The 19300-nt window shown below is 63.7% G+C and carries 20 protein-coding genes; 8 read left to right on the forward strand and 12 right to left on the reverse strand.

The features are described from left to right. Nucleotides 1–21: 21 nt before the first annotated feature. Nucleotides 22–309, forward strand: coding sequence for a LuxR C-terminal-related transcriptional regulator (locus LZ016_RS15745; RefSeq protein ID WP_366512925.1), 288 nt, complete (start codon nucleotides 22–24; stop codon nucleotides 307–309). Here the strand turns inward: LZ016_RS15745 and LZ016_RS15750 are convergent. After that, the gene (locus tag LZ016_RS15750; RefSeq protein WP_366512942.1) at nucleotides 275–511 is read right to left on the reverse strand and encodes a DUF2171 domain-containing protein; all 237 of its coding nucleotides are present in this window, start codon (nucleotides 509–511) and stop codon (nucleotides 275–277) included. The genes LZ016_RS15745 and LZ016_RS15750 overlap by 35 nt on opposite strands. Between LZ016_RS15750 and LZ016_RS13255 the strand changes: the two genes are divergently transcribed. Next, nucleotides 407–835 (forward strand): hypothetical protein, encoded by a 429-nt coding sequence (locus tag LZ016_RS13255; protein ID WP_241447935.1) that lies wholly within the window; start codon nucleotides 407–409, stop codon nucleotides 833–835. The two genes, LZ016_RS15750 and LZ016_RS13255, sit on opposite strands and share 105 nt — an antisense overlap. Nucleotides 836–1004: 169 nt before the next feature. Here the strand turns inward: LZ016_RS13255 and LZ016_RS13260 are convergent, their stop codons facing one another. From LZ016_RS13260 to LZ016_RS13270, 3 genes are all read right to left on the reverse strand, one after another. Beyond that, on the reverse strand, nucleotides 1005–1253 hold the full coding sequence (locus LZ016_RS13260) for a hypothetical protein (protein WP_241447936.1): 249 nt from the start codon (nucleotides 1251–1253) through the stop codon (nucleotides 1005–1007). Between the two features lie 85 nt (nucleotides 1254–1338). Further along, nucleotides 1339–1809, reverse strand: coding sequence for a hypothetical protein (locus LZ016_RS13265; protein WP_241447937.1), 471 nt, complete (start codon nucleotides 1807–1809; stop codon nucleotides 1339–1341). A 1019-nt stretch (nucleotides 1810–2828) separates the two neighbouring features. Further along, nucleotides 2829–3539, reverse strand: coding sequence for a CoA transferase subunit A (locus LZ016_RS13270; protein ID WP_241447938.1), 711 nt, complete (start codon nucleotides 3537–3539; stop codon nucleotides 2829–2831). A gap of 172 nt (nucleotides 3540–3711) precedes the next feature. Between LZ016_RS13270 and LZ016_RS13275 the strand changes: the two genes are divergently transcribed. The 6 genes from LZ016_RS13275 to LZ016_RS13300 all read left to right on the forward strand — a co-directional run bounded on the left by LZ016_RS13275 (nucleotide 3712) and on the right by LZ016_RS13300 (nucleotide 13795). Continuing rightward, the gene (locus LZ016_RS13275; protein WP_241447939.1) at nucleotides 3712–7143 is read left to right on the forward strand and encodes a TonB-dependent receptor domain-containing protein; all 3432 of its coding nucleotides are present in this window, start codon (nucleotides 3712–3714) and stop codon (nucleotides 7141–7143) included. A gap of 117 nt (nucleotides 7144–7260) precedes the next feature. After that, nucleotides 7261–9270: a tetratricopeptide repeat-containing sulfotransferase family protein gene (locus LZ016_RS13280; protein WP_241447940.1), complete on the forward strand. Its 2010-nt coding sequence runs from the start codon at nucleotides 7261–7263 to the stop codon at nucleotides 9268–9270. 4 nt (nucleotides 9271–9274) lie between these two features. Continuing rightward, the gene (locus tag LZ016_RS13285; protein WP_241447941.1) at nucleotides 9275–10420 is read left to right on the forward strand and encodes an aspartyl/asparaginyl beta-hydroxylase domain-containing protein; all 1146 of its coding nucleotides are present in this window, start codon (nucleotides 9275–9277) and stop codon (nucleotides 10418–10420) included. Beyond that, nucleotides 10417–11928, forward strand: a complete 1512-nt coding sequence (locus LZ016_RS13290) for a putative 2OG-Fe(II) oxygenase (RefSeq protein WP_241447942.1) — start codon at nucleotides 10417–10419, stop codon at nucleotides 11926–11928. Before LZ016_RS13285 ends, LZ016_RS13290 begins: the two co-directional genes overlap by 4 nt. A gap of 9 nt (nucleotides 11929–11937) precedes the next feature. Beyond that, a complete protein-coding gene (locus LZ016_RS13295) occupies nucleotides 11938–13449 on the forward strand; it encodes a 2OG-Fe(II) oxygenase family protein (protein ID WP_241447943.1) in 1512 nt (503 codons plus the stop codon). A 79-nt stretch (nucleotides 13450–13528) separates the two neighbouring features. Next, nucleotides 13529–13795 (forward strand): hypothetical protein, encoded by a 267-nt coding sequence (locus tag LZ016_RS13300; RefSeq protein ID WP_241447944.1) that lies wholly within the window; start codon nucleotides 13529–13531, stop codon nucleotides 13793–13795. Between the two features lie 3 nt (nucleotides 13796–13798). On the opposite strand, the gene msrA is transcribed toward LZ016_RS13300, so the two are convergent. From msrA to LZ016_RS13345, 8 genes are read right to left on the reverse strand one after another with little or no spacing between them, the layout of a single operon-like run. Beyond that, nucleotides 13799–14416 (reverse strand): peptide-methionine (S)-S-oxide reductase MsrA, encoded by a 618-nt coding sequence (gene msrA / locus LZ016_RS13305; RefSeq protein ID WP_436286368.1) that lies wholly within the window; start codon nucleotides 14414–14416, stop codon nucleotides 13799–13801. Between the two features lie 44 nt (nucleotides 14417–14460). After that, the gene (locus LZ016_RS13310; protein ID WP_241447945.1) at nucleotides 14461–15114 is read right to left on the reverse strand and encodes a glutathione S-transferase family protein; all 654 of its coding nucleotides are present in this window, start codon (nucleotides 15112–15114) and stop codon (nucleotides 14461–14463) included. After that, a complete protein-coding gene (locus LZ016_RS13315; protein ID WP_241447946.1) occupies nucleotides 15111–15812 on the reverse strand; it encodes a DUF899 family protein in 702 nt (233 codons plus the stop codon). The genes LZ016_RS13310 and LZ016_RS13315 overlap by 4 nt, the downstream gene beginning before the upstream one ends. Then, entirely contained in the window at nucleotides 15809–16477 is a 669-nt protein-coding gene (locus LZ016_RS13320; protein ID WP_241447947.1) for a dihydrofolate reductase family protein, read from the reverse strand. Before LZ016_RS13320 ends, LZ016_RS13315 begins: the two co-directional genes overlap by 4 nt. Continuing rightward, entirely contained in the window at nucleotides 16470–16970 is a 501-nt protein-coding gene (locus tag LZ016_RS13325) for a VOC family protein (protein ID WP_241447948.1), read from the reverse strand. Before LZ016_RS13325 ends, LZ016_RS13320 begins: the two co-directional genes overlap by 8 nt. 10 nt (nucleotides 16971–16980) lie before the next feature. Continuing rightward, nucleotides 16981–17808 carry a VOC family protein gene (locus LZ016_RS13330; protein ID WP_241447949.1) on the reverse strand — a complete coding sequence of 276 codons (828 nt, stop codon included), beginning with the start codon at nucleotides 17806–17808 and terminating at the stop codon, nucleotides 16981–16983. 35 nt (nucleotides 17809–17843) lie between these two features. Continuing rightward, nucleotides 17844–18584, reverse strand: a complete 741-nt coding sequence (locus tag LZ016_RS15755; protein WP_366512926.1) for a DUF1428 domain-containing protein — start codon at nucleotides 18582–18584, stop codon at nucleotides 17844–17846. A gap of 35 nt (nucleotides 18585–18619) precedes the next feature. Further along, nucleotides 18620–19300 carry a glutathione S-transferase family protein gene (locus LZ016_RS13345; RefSeq protein WP_241447950.1) on the reverse strand — a complete coding sequence of 227 codons (681 nt, stop codon included), beginning with the start codon at nucleotides 19298–19300 and terminating at the stop codon, nucleotides 18620–18622.

The raw sequence follows: 19300 nt of genomic DNA on the forward strand, positions 1-19300 counted from the left end.
ACGCGGCCGCCTTTCCGTACGGTGTCGATCACCCGATCGAGACCTGGGACCAACAAGTCGAGCGGCAAAAAGCTCGGTATCAGCCCTCGGACCGTACAGATGCATCGGGCACAGGTGATGAGCCGCCTGAATGCGAAAAGTCTTCCCGATCTCATTCAGGTCGCTGTAGGCGCCGGCTTGGGTATCATCGCGAAATATGCACGGCCGTCGTGCGAACGACCCATCGGTGAGCGGTCGCAACTCCACTCTTACGATCGACGCTGCGCGGACCCGCTCAAATGTGTGGCCGCAGGTTGTGGTTTTTGTTGAACTCGTCGTCCCTCCATAGCCGGCGAAGCTCGTCCCAGCTCCGGCTGAGTCGGACGCGATCGTCAACCGAATGGATGAGCTCGGGACTGATAAATTGATGCGCGTTGCGCGGCCTCTGGTCGTTGCGAAGTATCTTCACATGTCCGCCTTCGATCCGCGCAACCGTGCCGAGGAGGGTCCCGTCGGTGTCCACCACGTCCATTCCTTCGCGAATCCTCATGAGCAATTCGCTGGTGGAGCGCTCGCTGTGAAGACCGCCCTCTGTGATGCGGAGGCGCCCGGCCGTCTGAACCCATTCGAGCTCCGCGCATGGGCGCGGGAACGTCGCCCGACCGTTGAGATCGCGCTCGTCGGTAATATCGAGACAGCTGCGAACAAGGCTGCCGAACTGTGCGACGAGGGACCGCAGCTTGCTCGTCCGTACGACCCGCAGAGCGTCGTCGCGTATATACGACGTGCCCTCGGAGGACGCGGTCGGCAGACATCGAGCGGGCCGCTAACTGACCTTCGCCGAAGCCCGGAATAGGTGGACATCGGACATTAGCGGCCGGTCTGAGTTGAACCTGTATCCCTCGCAGTGGACGACGCACGCGTTTTTTAGGGCGTCAAGGACTCGGCACGTACCGACGACCTACGATTGAGCGCGGCAGATCCGGAAGACGGGGTAACGGTGACGCTCCAGCAGCTCTGAGCGATTATGGCGTCATGTCCGGTGGGTGTCTGGTCAGGCTCTCCTCGCCGTGCTTGACCTTGTCGCCCTTGTTCACGCCTTCGTGCCTCTCCGGGTCGCGCACTCGCTCGAGCTCGATCTTTGTGGCGATATCGGCCTGCAGGTTGCCGCCGGCCGTGCCCTCGAAGCGTGGCGTCGGTTCCTCCCCTACCATGCTTTCGATCAGTTCGTGATCGTCGTGCTCCCGCGCGATTTCGGTGCGGCGGTTTTCCATGGCGAACTCCTTCCTCCAAGCAACGACCCGCGCCCCGGGTGACTGTCGAGGCCGACAAGGCTCCGCAGACAGCGCTCACGGAAGGCTAGCGCTTGGGGTTTTTTCTATTCAGGACGCAATGCGTGGTCACCTTCGAAGAGCAATCAGGAAGCCCTGCAACTGAGTCCGCCGCCACCGGAATGACGACGCGAACCTCGCCTCCGGGCGGCGGAACGACGGCAACCGACGGCGCATTGGGATCCGGCGGAATGACCGCAAGCGCGGGCGGCGCGCCGGGAGTGGGCGGCGGCACCACGGCCACGGCGGGCAGGCCGGGCTTTGGCGGCAGGATTGCAAAAGCCGGTGGTGCGTCGGGCTGGGTCGGCGGCACGACCGCGACCCGCGGCGCATTGGGATCAGGCGGCTCCACGACCGCCACCGGGGGCGCATTTGGATCGGGTGGCACGACGACCTGTACCTTGGGCTGAGGTTGGACAACCGCTGCTGCGACGTTTGAGGGAAAGATCAGGGCGACTGACGCGGTGGCCGCAAGCAATGGGATGTTCGGACGGTTCATCGGTCGATCCTTCAGGCTGCTCGACGAGCGGGCTAACTGAAGGAGATTTCAGAGTTTTTCTCTGACGACGGTCAGTATCCGGCTCAATCGCGGGCCGCGATCCTTGGCCCACATCGGGCTGACGGCGACGAGAAGGGCAGCGTAGTGTTCCAAAAGCTGCCAATGGAGCGCTGCCTAGGTCTGTAAGATTGCGTAGGTTTGCGTATTTGACATGGCGGTTTCTGGCCTCACACCCTTCGCATGAAATGGAGGTCGATCCGCCTCGAGCTCGGCAGCACCATGGAGTTTCCGGACGGCTCGGTTGGTCGCGCTTATCTCTTGCGCCTGCCTCTCGACGATCAGGACAGGGTCGATGCAAAGGCCTTCGACGATAATCCGCTAAAAGCGACGGTCCGTCGCCCTTGGTCAAACGAACCGGATGAACGTGGGTATGTATAGCACGACGGTGCGGATTGGGTGCTTCGGTGCCACGGCAAGAGCCACACCCTCCGGTTCGACTCGCGCCCAATACGCTTGGGCGGGAAGCTCCAGCTCGTCGACGCGGATGGCGAAGCGCTCCCCTTCCGGATAGCGAGCATTCGCTAGCGCCCGCTCCGGTGCCGCTATAATTCTCTAACTGTGATGGACAAGCCAGCCATGGCCGAATCGCGGATTGCCGCGGGGGGCGCGGCGGCGCCGGAGTGAGGGTGGAGGGCCGCCAGTCTACCTTTCCGGGCCGAACTCTGCGACCAAGCGGTGTCGGTCCCAAAGCTCCCAATGCTTGAACCGGCCGATTGATCGGCCTGTCTCTATGGCTTGGAAGTGCGTGGCCGCATCATAGCTGAACTTGCGCAACGACCTGGCCGGGGTCGAAAAGACAAATAGTGTGGACGACCAGTGGCACCGGGTGACGCAGGCCCATCGTAACCTTGAGCGCGAGTTGCCATGTCGGAAGCATAGACCATAATAGGCGGCGCTTGGATACGGAATCCACTTAAGCTGAATGTGAGGCTTGGCCTTACGGAGCCACGAGGCGCCCGCTAATCAGATCCACGCGGGCGCGTGGTGCGTTTCTCGATCCTTTTCTCGTTGATGGTGCTGAGGACGATCCGGTCGACGTAGATGCCGGGCGTGTGGATGCAGTCGGCATTGAGGGCGCCTTCCGGGACGATCTCCTCGATCTCGGCCACTGTGACCCTCGCGGCCGTCGCCATGTTCGGATTGAAGTTCCGCGCTGTCTTCCGGAACATGAGATTGCCCGCGAGGTCCGCTCGCCATGCCTTTACGATGGCCAGGTCGGCCCGCAGCCAGGTCTCGCGTACATATTCGTCGCCATCGAAGACGTCGACGGGCTTGCCCTCCGCGACCAGCGTCCCGACCCCCGTCCTCGTGTAAAAGGCGGGGATGCCGGCGCCCCCGGCCCTGATGCGCTCGGCAAGCGTCCCCTGCGGATTGAGCTCAAGCTCCAGTTCTCCCGACAGATATTGCTGCTCGAACAGTTTGTTCTCCCCGACGTACGACGAGATCATCTTGCCGATCTGGCGGGACTCCAGAAGCATCCACAATCCGAAGCCGTCCGCTCCCGCATTGTTCGAGATGATGGTGAGGCCGCTCACGCCTGACTTCCGAATCTCCGGGATCAGGCTTTCGGGATTTCCAGCGAGGCCGAACCCGCCGCACATGATCGTCATGCCGTCGAACAGCAATCCGTCGAGCGCCGCCTCCGGCGTGGCGTAGACTTTGTCGATCATTCGTCTCCTATCGCCCAATCGGGACGTCGCACCCTAATTGAGTATGTTGTTTCGCCGACACACCAATCGGGAAAAACCACACTCCGCCTCCCCGAAATCTTGTTCTGTTACGCTTCTCGGACAATGAGGGCGCCATGTGCGCCCGGTCCGCGGGCCTCAAAAGGGGAGTATTATGACAAGCAACCTGCGCCAAAGACTGCTTGCATCGACCTTGCTGGTCGGTGCGTCGGCATTCGGCGCTCCTGCGATGGCGCAGGACACGACAGTTGATCCGGCGGCGTCGCAGCCTACGGGTCCGGTCGAAGCTCAGCCGACTCCGTCCGTCTCGTCGGAAGGCGAAGACGTACAGGGCGGCCAGGACATCATCGTCACCGGCTCGCGCATTCCGCAGCCGAACCTCGAATCCGCCGCTCCAGTCACGGTCGTTTCCGACCAGGACGTGAAGCTGTCCGGTTCGACCCGCATCGAAGACGTCCTCAACCAGCTGCCGTCCGTCGGCGCTGCTCAGGCGTCGGGCGTGTCTAACGGCGCGACCGGTACGGCGGAAGTCGACCTTCGCTACCTCGGCGCCAAGCGCTCGCTGGTTCTCGTCAACGGCCGTCGCCTCATGCCGGGTGACCCGAACAGCAGCAACCTGTCGGCCGATCTTAACGTCATTCCTTCGGCGATCATCAAGCGGGCGGAAGTCCTGACGGGCGGCGCCTCGTCGGTGTACGGTGCGGACGCGGTCGCGGGCGTCGTGAACTTCATCATGGATACCAATTTCGAAGGTATCCGGTTCGACGGCAACTACAGCATCTGGCAGCACCATCAGGACGACCCGAGCGTCAGCGGCGGTCTGCACATGAGCGACATCATCGGCGCCCGTCAGGCTGTTGCCGGTGCGGATGCTTTCCCGCTTCCGACGGGTAGCACCACCGATGGTCGTTCGATCGACGGCACTGTCACCATCGGCGCTGGCTTCGACGATGGCCGCGGCCACGTCGTTGCCTACTTCGGCTATCGCAACACGAAGCCGGTTCTCCAGGGCAACCGGGACTACAGCGCCTGCGTGCTGCAGAACACTGGCGGGGGCGTTCCCCGTTGCGGCGGTTCGGCGACCGCAAATCCTGGTACTGGCGTTATCTTCGCCACGACCACGGATGGTGCGATCACGTCGACGGTTGCGGCCCTCGCGCCGGGAACGATCACCCCGTTCGGTGGTAACCTCTACAACTTCGCTCCGCTGAACTACTTCCAGCGTCCGGACGAGCGTTACATCGCTGGTGCGTTCGCTGACTACGAGATCAGCCCGGCGATCAAGCCGTACCTCGAGTTCATGTTCATGGACGATCGTACGCTCGCACAGATCGCCCCGTCGGGTGACTTCGGCAACACGCTGACGATCAACTGCGACAACCCGTTCCTGGCCGGCTCGCCCTTCGGCGATCCAGCCAACACGGGTAACCAGTACGCGAACATCTGCGGCAATCCGAACAACGTGATCAACGGCTTCCTCGGGAACTTCCCGCTGGCGACCGGCGCTCCGTACAACCCGAACCCGGGCAATGCGCCCGTCGATTTCTTCGACGCTCGTGGCAACACCTACAACCAGGCCTTCTTCCAGTTGCTTCGCCGCAACACGGAAGGTGGTCCGCGTATCTCCGATCTCCGTCACCAAGCGTGGCGCGGCGTTCTCGGAACTCGCGGCGACCTGTCGAACGTCTTCTCGTACGACGCCTACTTCCAGTACGGCCGCACGAACTACACGCAGGTCTACAAGAACGAGTTCTCGATCGCCCGTATGAACCGTGCGCTCAACGTCGTGAACGTTGATGCGAACGGTGCCGTCGTTCCGATCGGAACTGACGGTTCTCAGATCGTCTGCCGCTCGGTTCTCGACGGCTCCGATCCCAACTGCGTGCCGTGGGATGTGTTCGGTGCGGCTCCGTCTCAGGCGGCAGTCAACTATCTGAACATCTTCGGTGTCATCCAGGGCATCACCTCGGAGCAGATCGCCAACGCGAACGTGACCGCTCAGCTGGGCGAAATCGGTTGGCGGACTCCGTGGGCCGAGGATGGCGTCGCGGTGAACGCTGGTGTCGAATATCGGCGTGAGTCGCTCGACCTGAACCCGGATCAGTCGTTCCAGACCGGCGATCTCGCCGGGCAGGGCGCTCCCACCCTTCCGGTCAGCGGCAACTTCCGCGTTTGGGATCTCTTCGGCGAAGCCCAGATCCCCATCGTTCAGCATCAGGGTATCGAAGATCTGACTCTCGGCCTCGGCTATCGTAAGTCGTGGTACGACGTCAGCAACGGCCGCAGCTACGACACGGACACGTACAAGATCTCGCTCGAATTCGCGCCGATCTCCGACGTCCGTCTCCGTGGTTCGTACAACCGCGCCGTCCGTGCTCCAAATATTCAGGAGCTCTTCGGTCCGCAGTTTGTCGGCCTCGACGGCTCGAACGATCCGTGCGCGAAGCTGATCACCGCAACCGACTACGGATGTCTTGCTCAGGGCCTCGTCGTTGGTCAGTCCCCGGCTGAGAACCCGGCTGGCCAGTATAACGGCCTGCTCGGCGGCAACCCGAACCTAAGCCCCGAAAAGGGCACGACCTGGACGATCGGCACGGTGCTTCAGCCGCGCTTCATCCCGAGGTTCGCGCTGACCGTGGACTGGTGGAACATCAAGCTTGAGGACGCGATCCAGGGCTACGGCGCTGACGCAGTTCTCAACGCCTGCGTTGCTCAGTCGACTGCGACCTTCACGGCGCCGGCCTGCGGTCTCGTCCAGCGCGATCCTGCGGGCTCGATCTGGCTGACGCCGGGTGGTTTCGTGAGAGACGTTCCGCAGAATACCTCGACCATGAAGAACAGCGGTATCGACGTGAATGCGGCGTACTCGCACCCGCTCTTCAACTACGGCAAGATGTCGTGGAGCTTCATCGGCACCTACATGCTGAAGGCTGAGGTCGATAACGGCCTGTCGGCGAAGTACGACTGCGTCGGCTACTACGGTCCGACCTGCTCGGGCGGTACGGTCGCCGCTTCGGCTCCGATCCCGCAATGGAGGCACAAGCTGCGCACGACGTGGCAGTCGCCGTTCGGTCTCGGACTGTCGCTGCAGTGGCGTTATGTCGGCAAGGTTAAGGCCGAGACGCTGCAGGACAATGAGACGGTCGGAGGCGAGTTCAACTTCGATCCGGGCCTTCACGTCAAGGCGCAGAACTACTTCGATCTGTCGGGTACGTTCACTCTGCTGGATCGCGTGAACATGCGCTTCGGTGTGAACAACCTGTTCGACAACGATCCGCCTCTGGTCACCGGTGGTAACGCAGCCCGCGGTGGTTCGAACCTCTGCCCGGCTGGTCCGTGCAACGGCAATACCTACCCGGGTACCTGGGACGCCTTGGGACGCCTGCTGTGGGTCGGTGCGACGATCGACTTCCTGCCTCCGAAGCCGGCTCCGGCTCCGGCTCCGGTTCCGATCGCTCCGCCGCCGCCGCCGCCGCCGCCGGCAACTCAGACCTGCCCGGACGGATCGGTGATCCTGGCAACGGAGACCTGCCCGGCTCCGCCGCCGCCGCCGCCGCCGCCGCCGCCGGCTCCTGAGCGTGGCTAAGAAGTACTGAGTACCAAAGACTGGGGCGGCGGATCGAAAGGTCCGCCGCCCTTTCTTTTGCCCCAATCAAGCCGGTCCAAGGCTGTTCCTCAGCCCCAATTGCGCTAGACAGCGCCCATGACCGCCAGTTCCGTTCTCGACGATAAGACTACGACCGCCATCCGCGCAGCCATGACGGCCGCAGGGGCTGGACGCGTGTCCGAGGCAGTGGACATCGGAGAGCGCGCCCTCGCGGGTGGTGGCGACAAAGCTGCGCTAAACGCGATGATAGGCATGCTGCATTGCCAGACCGGCAACCTCGACGCCGGCATCCGTCATCTCAAGACCGCCCGTCAGGCGAGGCCCGCTGACCCCGTCATCGCTGGCAACCTGGCCACCGCGCTTGCTTCGAACGGCGACAATTCAGGCGCGCTACAGGTTTTAGGCGAGGACGTTGCAGCGAAGGACCCGACGTTCCGCTTGTTGAAGGTTCGGGCTTTCCTGGCGCAATCGACCGAGGACTTTCCTGCCGCGGTTACGGCGTACCAACGAGTTGTCGAAGCAAACCCCTCTGACTGGGAAAGCTGGAACAATCTCGGGAATGCGCGCCGCATGCTGGGAGATTTCGAAGGCAGCGTCATTGCTCTGCAGACAGCCGCAAAGCTCAACCCTGAGTCGCCTCCGGTGCGACTCAATCTGGCTCTCGCACTCGGCAACGCGGGGCATTTCGACGAAGCCGAGCAGCGCCTCCGGCGGATGGCCGAAGATCTCTCGAGCGATCCGAAGCCCCTTCGTGAATTGCATGCGTTGCTCAAGGAGCAAGGTCGCGAGGACGCGGCCTTGGAGGCGATCGAAGCGGCTGCTGAACGCGATCCAGCAGACAATGAATTGCAGCTGGCGTTAGCGAGCCAGCGCCTCAACCTGCTTCACACGGAAGCTGCCGAACGAGCGTACCGGCAGGTTGTAGATCGTGATCCGTCTAACGCGCTGGCCAATTTGGGACTGGCCGTGGTGTTCGAGCTCACCAACCGAACCGAAGAATTGTCGTCCCTGGCCGGGGAAGCCGAGAAGCGAGGCGTCGGGCCCGATGTCCTGAACTTCATCCGCGCGTTCGATCATCGGCGAGGCAAGCGTTTTGCCGAGGGGCTTGCGGCGCTTGAGGGCGTGCCGGACGAGCTGGAGACTGCTCGTCGGAATCACCTTCTCGGCCAGCTGCTCGAAGGTGCGGGACGCTACGACGAGGCTTTCGATGCCTTCACGCGCATGAACAAGATCCAGAGCGAGGATGCCTCACAACCTCTGGAACGCGCCGCCACATATCGGGCGACCATCCGCGCTCAGTTGAACACGCTCACGCCTCATTGGGTCGACAGCTGGACGGCTCCCCACGAAGATGAGCGGGGGACCCCTGTCTTTCTTGTGGGCTTTCCGAGGTCAGGAACCACGCTTCTAGACACGATGCTCATGGGTCATTCCAACGTCGAAGTTCTCGAGGAAGAGCCGACATTGACCAGAGCGACAAAGCTCTTGCCGGAGTTGAGCGAGCTTCCAAGCGCAACCGAGGAGCAGGTTCGCGCCGCACGGGATGAGTACTTCCGTATTGCCGCAGGTCATGTAACGCTGGAGGCCGGGAAGCTCCTGGTCGACAAAAACCCTCTTTCGATGAATGGCCTTCCAGTCATCAAGAAGCTCTTCCCGAACGCCAAGATCATTCTCGCGCTTCGGCACCCCTGCGATGTGCTGCTGAGTTGCTACGCGACGAACTTCAAACTCAATGACGGAATGTCGAACTTCCTCAAGCTCGACACTGCGGCCGAACTATACGACCTCAGCTTCCGCTATTTCGAGAAGGCCCAGGAGCTGCTGGGCATGCCTGTTCATCGCGTCGTCTACGAAAACGTCGTGGAGGATCGCGAGAGCGAGCTGAAGGCGCTTCTCCAATACCTTGGGCTCGAGTGGGACGCGGACGTGCTCGAGCATGAGAAGACGGCGCGCGGTCGCGGGCGCATCAAGACCGCGAGCTATGCGCAGGTCGCTCAACCGATCTACAGCCAGTCGGCGGGACGCTGGACCAACTATCGCAAACATCTCGAGCCCGTTCTGCCTGTGCTTGAGCCCTGGATAGCCAAGTTCGGCTACACGGTGTGACCTGATGCAGGACGGACTGGTGGGCGAAGCGGAACAGGCCGTCGCTGCCGGTGATCTCAAGCGGGCAGCAACCTTGCTCCGGCAGGCGGCGGAGAGCCGTCCCGACGATCCGTCCCTATGGATGAAGGCCGCTGCGCTCCTGCGTGCAACAGGCGAACCGCAGGCCGCGCTCGACGCGGTGCACCGCGCGCTCACCGCTTCTCCGCTCGACTTCACAATGCTGCTGATGCGCGCCAGCCTCTTGCAGCGCCTCGGCCATCCCGAAGCCGGTCAAGCTTGGGGGCACGCAATCGCGCAGAAGCCGACTGGTGATTTGCCTCCGCAGATCGAGCAGGTTCTTGCCGAGGCTGAACGCCACCATTCAGCCTATGTTGATGCTCGCGAGACGCGGCTGAAGTCCGCGCTTTCTCCGATCGAGAAGGACGCCAGCGCAGAAGAACGCAAACGGATCGAGCGGTTTCGCGATAACGTCGTCGGCAGGACGAAAGTCTTTCATAGCGCGCCAACGCACTTCCATTTCCCCGAACTGACCGAGCGCGAATTTCATCCTCGTCACCTTTTCCCGTGGCTCGAGGATCTCGAGGCTGCGACCGATACGCTCGCGGAAGAACTGCAGACCGTCATGGCCGCCGAGCGCGCGGAGCTGGTTCCTTACATCCAGTACGACGAGCATCTTCCGCTCGATCAATGGCGTCCGCTCAACAAGAACCCGGACTGGACGGCAATCCACTTGTGGCGGAACGGGTCGCTCGTCGAGGCGAATGCGCGCCACTGTCCGCGGACGATCCAGTTGCTAAAGTCATTCCCGCAGCCGACAATTCGCGGTTCGGGGCCGAACGCAATGTTCTCGCTCCTAGCGCCGAAGACGGAAATCCCGGCGCATGTCGGTGTGAACAATGCGCGGCTGGTCTGCCATCTGCCGCTGATCGTGCCCGAAGGCTGCTGGTTCCGCGTGGGCGCGGAGACACGTTACTGGAAGCGCGGCGAGGCGTTCGTCTTCGACGACACGATCGAACATGAGGCGCTGAACCCCTCCGACGAACTGCGCGTCGTCTTCATCTTCGACGTCTGGCATCCGGACCTTAGCACCGTGGAACGCGATGCCGTGGCCGCACTGATCGGCGCCGAAGGAGGCGTGGGCGCGCTGTGAGCTTCTCCGCTGCATTGGCCGAGGCGTCTTCGCGGCCCGCGGACTCGGCGGCGCTGGAGCAACTCGCGGGAAGCGCCGTCGAGAACGGCGAGGAAGAGCGTGCTCTCCCGATCCTTGCGCGGGCCGTCGAGACCAGTCCGACTGCGCGCTTGTGGCAGGGGAAGGCGTTCCTCGAACGATCCCTCGACGAACATGAGCTGGCGCTCGCGTCCTACGCCGCTGCTGCCCGGCTCGCGCCCGACAACGTCCGGATCGCGCGTGATCGCGCGGAGACGACGCTAGAGGCAGGTCTCGACGCGCGGCCGCTCTATGAGGAGGCGCTGGCGCTCGCCCCGGGCAACGGCCTCCTGCGGATCGGGATGGCGAGAGCGCGAGCAGCGGCGGGGGAGGGCGAGAGCGCTATCGCCGAGCTGGAAGCATTGCTGGAGCAGGCGCCAGCCTGGACCGTGGGTCACGAGCAACTTGCCCAATTGAAGGCCACGCAGGGGAAGGCGGCCGAAGCGACATCGTCGCTGGAGCGCGCGCTCGAACGCTTCCCCGGTGCGCAGCCGCTTTGGGAGACCCTGCTCTACGTCCAGCTGCGGCGGGGCGCCTACGAGAGTCTGAGCGATATCCTCCTCAGGGCGCGCGCCGCGGGCGTCAATTCTCCCGAGTTCCGTATCTACGATGCCATTCACGCTGCGGAATTCGGGGCAGAGACTCATCCCGCAGCCTTGTTCGATCCTGCCCATCCGGAAATCGACGCGGCACTTGGCCGCTGGCGGGTACGCCATCTGCTTCGCGTCGGCGCGCTCGACGAGGCATTGCGCTTGGTCGATGCACAGCTTCGTGGCGATCGGACGGCCGAACTTTATGCCTATGCGGCGACCGCTTGGCGCCTCGCGGACGATCCGCGTTCTGAGTGGCTGGAGCGTCACGAGCCGTTTGTCAGCGTCGTCGACCTTTCCGACGATCTTCCGCCGTTGGACGTGCTTGGCGATACTCTTCGGGCGCTGCACGTCGCTAAGGGCGAATATCTCAACGAGTCCGTGCGCGGTGGGACGCAGACGGACGGGCCGCTGTTCAGCCGGATCGATCCCGTCATCCGGCAACTCCGCAAGGCGGCCGTAGGCGCCGTGGAGAAGTACGTGTCCGCCCTGCCGCCAACCGACGGCGATCATCCATTGCTCCGTGAACGACGCGACCGCCGGGTGCGCTTCTCGGGAAGTTGGTCGGTCCGCCTGCGCTCCGGCGGCCGGCATGCGAACCACGTGCATCCGCAGGGATGGATCAGCTCGGCGCTCTATGTTGCGCTGCCCCCGAAATCGCAGGGCGAGGCCGACGACGCGGGGTGGTTCACACTCGGCGAACCCGACGAGCGCCTTGGCCTTCAGCTTGGGCCTTGGCGCAAGATCGAGCCGAAGCCGGCGCAGCTCGTACTCTTTCCGTCCTGGATGTGGCACGGAACCGTGCCTTTCGCGGAGGGCGAGCGCCTTACGGTCGCCTTCGATGTCGCCCCGCCAATCTGAGCGCCGCGGATGAGCTTTACCAACGCGCTCGCCATTGTATCCAGCCGGCCGACGGACGTCGCGGCGCTGGAGCAGCTTGCGAGCGCGGCTCTAGACGCAGGCGAGGAAGATCGCGCGCTTCCGCTCCTTGCTCGCGCTGTCGCCCAGCGCCAGTCGGCGCGGCTGTGGCAGTGGAAGGGGCTCCTCGAGCGAGCGCTCGACGAGCATGAAGATGCTCTTGTTTCCTTGTCGGAAGCTGCGCGGCTCGATCCGCAGGACGCGAGCATCGCGCACGGCCTCGCGCGCACTGCGCTCGAAGCCGGTGTCCCGGCGGAGACATTATTCGAGCGGGCCCGCGCTCTCGCACCGGTCGATGGATCGGTGCTCATCGGGCTGGCTGCGGCGAGAGCCGCTGCCGGTCACGGCGAGCAGGGTGCGCAGGAGCTGGAAGCGATCCTTGCCGAGGTACCGCTGTGGCTCGACGGGCAATTGCAGCTCGCCCAATTGCGATCGACGCTTGGCGCCGGGCCACGTGCGATCGAAGCAGTCGAGCGCGCGCTAGCAGCGACACCGCAACAGCCGCAGCTTTGGCAGCTCTTGTTCGACCTGCATGCGAAGCGCGAGGACTTCGCGGCGCTTCTGGCGGCCGTCGAAAGGAGCAAGCAGGCTGGCGCACCTCGTACGCTGACGCGCGTGTTCGAAGCCGTTGCTTCGGGCGAGCTGGGAATGACGGAGCAGGCCGACCGCCTCTACGCCGAGGTGGACGCGAACGGGGGCGCCGGAATCGCGATGTGGCGCGTGCGGCACCTGCTGCGATCCGGCCGTCCCGAAGAAGCCAAGCCCATCATCGATGCGGAGATGGGTGGACCGGGCGCAGCCGTGACCTGGCCCTACGCAGCTTCCGCTTGGCGGATGACTGGAGATCCGCGTTCCGATTGGCTTGACGGCGCTTCGAAGCTCGTGTCGGCCGCCGACCTCACGCCGGACCTGCCGCCAATCGAGCAGCTGGCGGCCACGCTACGAGCGCTTCACATCGCCAAGGGCGAATATCTCGACCAGTCCGTTCGCGGCGGGACCCAAACTGATGGTCCCCTGTTCTCGCGGGTCGATCCGGTCATTCGCGCGCTGCGATCTGCGGTCGTGAGGGCAGTCGAGAAGCACGTCGCGCAGCTTCCGCCGCCGGACTCGCGCCATCCGCTACTCGCATCTCGTCGCGACCGCCGCATCCGTTTCGCGGGCAGTTGGTCGGTGCGGCTTCGGGATGCGGGCTTCCACACCAGCCACGTGCATCCCCAAGGCTGGATCAGCTCGGCCCTCTACGTCGCATTGCCGGAGGAGAAGCCCGGCGGCGATCCGCATGCTGGCTGGTTGCAACTGGGAGCGCCCCCGGCGGACCTCCGCACAGGGCTGGAGCCGCTCCGGCTGATCAAGCCCGAGCCGGGCAAGCTCGTGCTCTTCCCGTCATGGATGTGGCATGGGACGGTCCCGTTCGCGGCGGGCGAACGGCTCACCGTCGCCTTTGATGTTGCCCCGCCGCGCTGAGGACCGTTTGTCGATTTTGCTTTGCTTCTCCGCGCCCGGAGGAGAATATTCGCCGAGTTCGTTATCGGGAGTTTGTACCTTGAAGATTCATCGCGCGTCATTGGTTGCGGCATTGACACTTGGTCTGTCCGCACCTGCATTCGCTCAGGCGCCCACTGCGGCTCCGGCTCCGACGACCGCTGCCCAGAACCCGAACGAGATCGTCTGCCAGAAGCAGGAAGAAACCGGCAGCCGCCTCGCCAAGAAGAAGATCTGCATGACCCGCGCCGAATGGGCGGATCGGCAGCTTCAGGACCGCCAAGAACTGGAGCGCGCGCAGACCCGCCGCGGAATGAAGGGCGAGTAAAGCCTAAGCCTTATAGAATTGCGGATACGTCCGCTTCAGCTTCGCGACTTTCGGTGCATCGTTGATCACGATGTAGGGATAGTTGGGATTCCGCCGGGCGAAATCTTGGTGATAGGCCTCGGCCGGGTAGAAGCCGCCGCTTTCGATCTTGGTCGCGATCTTGTTTCCGCGGGCGCGTAGCTGCTGGATGAAGCTCGCGGCGAGCTGCTTCTGCGCGGCATTCTGTGGGAAAATCGCGGAACGATAGCTCGGTCCCACGTCGGGCCCCTGGCGGTTCACCTGCGTCGGGTCGTGTGCGACCGCGAAATAGATTTTGAGCAGCTGCCCATAGCTCACCTGGCGAGGGTCGAAGGTGATGCGGACGGCCTCGGCATGACCGGTACCTTCGCCGCTGACCTTGTCATACTTCGCGTCCCGCGCGGTTCCTCCGGCGTAGCCCGAGACGACGTCCTTCACGCCTTTGACGTGCTCGAAGACCGACTCCATGCCCCAGAAGCATCCGCCTGCAAGGACAGCCGTCTCCGTTGCCGGTTGCGCAACTGCGGAGGTCGAGAGCGAGAAGCTGGCGGCCCCTGCAAGTGCGAGAAGGCCTAGCGGCTTGATCATGGCGATCGTCTCCATCTTCTGCGCGCTTTATCCACAGGCCACCTGAATGAAGGCTGAGGCTAGTCGCGGTCCGGTGCGCCGAGCGGGAAATAGGCGCGGTACGGGCGTCCTTCGTCGACTGCTCGGACGACAACGGGGTGCGCTAACAGCCTTTCGCGGTAAGCCTTGAGCTTCGGGCGGCCGTCGCCGATCTCCTCGACCCAGTCGGCATAGAACAGCGACGGCGCGGCCGCGCAGTCGGCGAGCGTGAACCGGTCGCCCGCCGCCCATGCATTGCCGATCTGATCCTCCAACCAGTCGTAGGCGACGTGCAGCTTTTGCCGCGCGCGTTCGACCCCGAGCGCGTCCTGCGTGCCGTCTGGCCGAAGCCTGTCCGCGACCGGCACCTGCATGTTGCCCATGACGTAGAGGTCGAAGAAGCGGTCGAGGAAGCGCACGCGGCGTCCTTCTTCTCCGTCGGGAATCCAGCGGTTCGGCCCCGGATGATGCGCCTGCAGATGCTCGATGATCGTGGTCGATTCGAAGACGGGACGGCCGTCGTCGATGATCAGCGGGAAAAGGCCGTACGGCGAGTGCCGCTTCAGCTCCTCGAAATTCTCGGGATGGTCCTGTTCGAGGATTCGATATTCGAACGGCGTCTCGTCCGCCCAAAGGGCGATCAGGACCTTCTGCGTGTAGCTGCTGAACGGATGCCCGAAGAACTGCAGGCTCATGCAGTGTACTCGAGCTTGGGGTACCAGTCCGTGCCGCGACCGCCCGGAGTCCAGTCGAGTATGTTCCACAGCGGCGTCGGGTCGGGAGCAAGGTGCGGATCGAAGCCCGGGTCGGCCGTCTCGAAGTCGCCTTCCGCCGCCCAGAACAGGCGAACCTTGTCGCCTTGTCGCCTCCAGCTCGCGCAGATGGCCCACTCGCTGCCGTCGTCGTGAAGACCGCGATAGTCGCGCGCGAAGTCATCGCCGACCGTCTGGTAGAACTTCAGGTTGTTCCAACCGCGCTCGCGAGCGAACTCGAGCTGCCGCGACACCGGCGAACGGCCGATAATCACGAGTGCGACACGTTGCTCGATGTCCCGAGCCGGAATGTCGAGCGAACCGACGAACGACGTGCACATCGGGCAGGGCCGCTCGCGTTCCGGGCCGAACATCCAGAAATAGGTGACCAGAGTGTCGTGCCGCCCGAACAGATCGGCGAAGCGATGCTCCTTCCCCTCGGCGTCGAGGAAGCGATAGTCTCCCGCCTCGCTGCCATCTGGGAGAGCACGGCGTTGAGCGGCCACGCGCTGTATCTGCCGCCGGAGCTCAATCTCCTCGGCGAGAAGTTTGGTTCGGGCCGCGCGATATTCTGCGCTCTCCCGGGGGAAGGGCTTGCTGCCAATTTCGGCCAGCTCCGCTGCAGGTCGTAGTGCAGTCATGCGTCCTCGCTTGCCCATTTGGCGCGCCGCTCAAGCTCTGCTTCGCTCGGGGGTTTGGTCTCGAAGGTGCCGGTTGGGACTTCGCCAGCGGGCTCGTAGGTCGCGAACACCACGCCCTTGTCAGTGACGGTGTGTTCGACGAGCTTCAGTGCGCCCGGGTGCTGCGACCCGTCGAAGATCCGTTTTCCCTCGCCCAGTACCACCGGATAGGTCATCAGGATCAGGCGATCGATCAGGCCGGCGGCAAGCAAAGGCACGTAGAGTGTGCTGCTGCCCTGGATCAGCAGGTCGCGGCCTTCGCTCCGCTTGAGCTTCTCGACCGCAGTCGCCGTGTCGCCCGCGAGCTTGTGGCTATTGTCCCAGGTCAGCGGCTCTTCGGAATGGGTCAGCACATATTTGTTGATGCGCTGGAACTTCTCTCCGATCGCATTATCCCGGTTGTACGGCCAGTAAGCCGCGAAAATGTCGTACGTCCGCTTGCCGAGCAGGAGGTCGTAGTCCGGCTCCATCAGATATTTCGACAAGGGCTCGTGCGCGCTCTCGTCGTCGAACGGAGCGGTCCAGCCGCCAAAACGGAAGCCGCCGGACGGATCCTCATTCGGTCCGCCCGGAGCCTGCATGACGCCGTCGAGCGACACGAAGACGGCGCCGGTCAGCTTACGCATCGATGGTTTCGCCACGCTCGGCCGCCTCGATCTTGGCGATGTCGATCTTCTTCATCGTCATCATCGCCTGGAAGGCCCGCTGGGCGGCAGCCTTGTCCGGGTTGCTCGTCGCCTTGAGCAAAGCACGAGGGGTGATCTGCCAGGAGAAGCCCCACTTGTCCTTGCACCAGCCGCAGGCGCTTTCCTGCCCGCCGCCGTTGACGATCGCGTCCCAGTAGCGGTCGGTCTCCGCTTGGTCATCTGTCAGCACCATGAAGCTGACCGCCTCATTGGCCTTGAAATTAGGACCGCCGTTTAGCCCGACAAAGGACTGTCCGAGCACAGTGAACTCGACCGTCAGCTCCTCGCCCTGCGAACCGCCCGGGAAGTCGGTGACGGCGTCATGGATCGAGCCGACGCGGCTGTCCGGGAACACGGAGGCGTAGAATTCCGCCGCCTTGCGAGCCTCGCCTTTGTCGAACCAGAGGCAGGTCGTCAGTTTGTTGCTAGCCATTGAGCCCTCCTCAGGCCTTGCCGACGAGCGCGAATTCGGCGCCCTGGGGATCGTTTCCGATGATGATGTAATCGGCGCCCGGGACCTCGTGCGGCCCCATGCTCACCTGGCCCCCGCCCGACTTCACGGCTTCGACCGCAGCGGAGATGGAGGGAACGCGGAAATAGTAGCGCCACTTGCTGCTGCCGCTGCCCATCTCCTTGCAGACCGCGCCGAAGGGGGCTCCTTGGCGGGCCCAGAAGCGATACTCGCCATTCTCCCCCATCGGCATGAAGTCGTCGCTCGTCCAGCCGAACAGCTGGCCGTAGAATTGCCGGGCAGCGACCGGGTCGCTCGTCATCAGCTCGTTCCATCCGACGCGCTGCTCGGCATCGAGCGAGAAGACGTCGCTCTGCGCGTTGGGATCGCCCTGCGGCGGGATCGGCTTCATGATGTAGAAGGGATTGCCCTGCGGGTCGGTCACCATCGCGATGCGGCCGACGTTCGGGATGTCCATCGCGGGCATCAGCGCCTTGCCGCCCGCCGCCTCGAGCTTTGAGAGCGACTGGTCCACGTCCGCCACATGGATATAGCCGAGCCAGGTCGGCCGCGCGCCATGCTGCTGCATTTCGTCGTTGAGGGGCAGGACTCCGCCGGCGAACCCGCCGTCCTTCCGGCCGATCATGCGGTAGCCGTTGAAGTCCACGGAGCCCTCACCGATGTCCCAACCCACCACTGCGTCGTAAAAGGCCTTCGCGCCATCGGGATCGGGCGTCATCAGCTCGTACCAGATGAAGCCTCCCGTATCGCTGGATGCGCTGTCCTGGGTGGACGCAGCGGCGTCTCGAACGTCCGTCATGGATCGATCTCCTTGTTCTGCAGTCGTGGTGCGAGTCAGGCGCTCGCGGACGCCTTGGCCAGGTCGTTGTCGAGGATCGGTTCGAAGCCGCCCCAGAACATACGCTGACCGGAAAATGGCATGGGATCCTCCGGCTTCATCGTGTCGTCCTGCATGATCTTCGCCCAGGCTTCGTCGCGCGACTGCTTGTCCGGCCATTCGATGAAGCTGAACACCACGGTCTCGCCGTCCTCGGCCTTCACGGCGCGATAGAAGTCGGTGACTTCGCCGTGCGGAACGTCGTCGGCGATCGCCTCGACGACGCGGTTGGCGCCGTGCTCGCGGAAGACCTTGGCCATCTTCGCCGCCAGCTCGCGATAGGCCTCGCGCTTGCCCTCGGGGACCGGGACGACGAAGCCGTCGGTATAGCCTCCGCGCTCGCTGCCTTCCTCGACGATCGCATTGAAGCCGCCGAAGATCATCCGCTTCGCATCAAAGGGCATGTTCTTGCCCATTTCCTCCATGCGCGGATCGCTCATCATCTTCTCGTTCGCGGCGTCGCGAGCGGCGCGGTCCGGATATTCGAACCAGGCGAAGACGACCTTCTCTTCCGGCTTGGCGTCGACCGCCTTGCGGAAGTCCGTCACCTTCCCTTCGGGTACGTCACTCTCCCAAGCCTCGAAGTGCCGCTGGACACCGAAGTCGCCGAACATGGACGACGCTTCATTCGCATGGCCGCGGTAAACCTCCCTATTGTCCTCGGGGACTGGCGCGATGAAGCCTTCGAAATAGGTCATTGGTCTCTCCTCTGGGGAATTGAGGTACGCCTAGTTCACGCCGGCTGAGGCTCCGGCTGGTTCTCTGCGAAGACGGAAAGCTGGTCGGCCAGGGCGCGCTGGAATGCGGGCCGGGCCTCACCCCGAGCGACGAGCGCCTTCAAATTGGGGAAGTCGTCGAGCACCCGGCCGCCGCGCAGCTGGCGCAGAACGGTCACGAGCATCAGGTCCGCGATGGTGAAGCGGTCTTCCAGCCATTCCTTGTCGCCAAGCGCCTCCGACATGCACTTCAGCCGACTGTGGAGACGCTCCAGGAACTTCGGTCGCGCGTCCTCCGTCCACGGCTCGCCCTTGTTGAAGATGTTGATCATCAGCAGGGGGAAGATCGCCGGTTCGACGCTGTTGAGCGACGCGATTAGCCAGGCGATGGCGCGCATCTTCTGCGCTTGGTCCGTTGGAAGAAGCCGCTCGTCCTGTGACCCCAGGTGAATGAGGATCGCGCCGCTTTCGAAAAGCTGCACCTGGTCGTCGCGGAAGGCAGGGACCTGGCCGAACGGCTGCTCGCAGAAATATTCCTCGGGCCGAGGCTTCGTCGCGTCGAGGAGACGCACGCTGTAGGGCCGGCCAATCTCTTCCAGGGCCCAACGTACGCGCAGGTCGCGAACGAGCCCCTGAGCGAAGTCCGGAACCCAGCGGAAGGCCGTGACCTCCGCAGTTGCAGTCGAGTCGACCGGCAT

Origin of the sequence: Sphingomonas telluris (assembly GCF_022568775.1) — a bacterium.
Lineage (GTDB): Bacteria > Pseudomonadota > Alphaproteobacteria > Sphingomonadales > Sphingomonadaceae > Sphingomicrobium > Sphingomicrobium telluris.

Excerpts from the sequence above, each read along its gene's own strand:
- LZ016_RS13265 (WP_241447937.1), bottom strand. The coding sequence starts at position 1,809 with ATGAACCGTCCGAACATCCCATTGCTTGCGGCCACCGCGTCAGTCGCC.
- LZ016_RS13280 (WP_241447940.1), top strand. The coding sequence starts at position 7,261 with ATGACCGCCAGTTCCGTTCTCGACGATAAGACTACGACCGCCATCCGC.
- LZ016_RS13345 (WP_241447950.1), bottom strand. The coding sequence starts at position 19,300 with ATGCCGGTCGACTCGACTGCAACTGCGGAGGTCACGGCCTTCCGCTGG.
- LZ016_RS15755 (WP_366512926.1), bottom strand. The coding sequence starts at position 18,584 with ATGACCTATTTCGAAGGCTTCATCGCGCCAGTCCCCGAGGACAATAGG.
- LZ016_RS13255 (WP_241447935.1), top strand. The coding sequence starts at position 407 with ATGCGCGTTGCGCGGCCTCTGGTCGTTGCGAAGTATCTTCACATGTCC.
- LZ016_RS13295 (WP_241447943.1), top strand. The coding sequence starts at position 11,938 with ATGAGCTTTACCAACGCGCTCGCCATTGTATCCAGCCGGCCGACGGAC.
- LZ016_RS13285 (WP_241447941.1), top strand. The coding sequence starts at position 9,275 with ATGCAGGACGGACTGGTGGGCGAAGCGGAACAGGCCGTCGCTGCCGGT.
- LZ016_RS13310 (WP_241447945.1), bottom strand. The coding sequence starts at position 15,114 with ATGAGCCTGCAGTTCTTCGGGCATCCGTTCAGCAGCTACACGCAGAAG.
- LZ016_RS13330 (WP_241447949.1), bottom strand. The coding sequence starts at position 17,808 with ATGACGGACGTTCGAGACGCCGCTGCGTCCACCCAGGACAGCGCATCC.
- LZ016_RS13275 (WP_241447939.1), top strand. The coding sequence starts at position 3,712 with ATGACAAGCAACCTGCGCCAAAGACTGCTTGCATCGACCTTGCTGGTC.
- LZ016_RS13315 (WP_241447946.1), bottom strand. The coding sequence starts at position 15,812 with ATGACTGCACTACGACCTGCAGCGGAGCTGGCCGAAATTGGCAGCAAG.
- LZ016_RS13320 (WP_241447947.1), bottom strand. The coding sequence starts at position 16,477 with ATGCGTAAGCTGACCGGCGCCGTCTTCGTGTCGCTCGACGGCGTCATG.
- msrA (WP_436286368.1), bottom strand. The coding sequence starts at position 14,416 with ATGGAGACGATCGCCATGATCAAGCCGCTAGGCCTTCTCGCACTTGCA.
- LZ016_RS15750 (WP_366512942.1), bottom strand. The coding sequence starts at position 511 with ATGGACGTGGTGGACACCGACGGGACCCTCCTCGGCACGGTTGCGCGG.
- LZ016_RS13270 (WP_241447938.1), bottom strand. The coding sequence starts at position 3,539 with ATGATCGACAAAGTCTACGCCACGCCGGAGGCGGCGCTCGACGGATTG.
- LZ016_RS13260 (WP_241447936.1), bottom strand. The coding sequence starts at position 1,253 with ATGGAAAACCGCCGCACCGAAATCGCGCGGGAGCACGACGATCACGAA.
- LZ016_RS13325 (WP_241447948.1), bottom strand. The coding sequence starts at position 16,970 with ATGGCTAGCAACAAACTGACGACCTGCCTCTGGTTCGACAAAGGCGAG.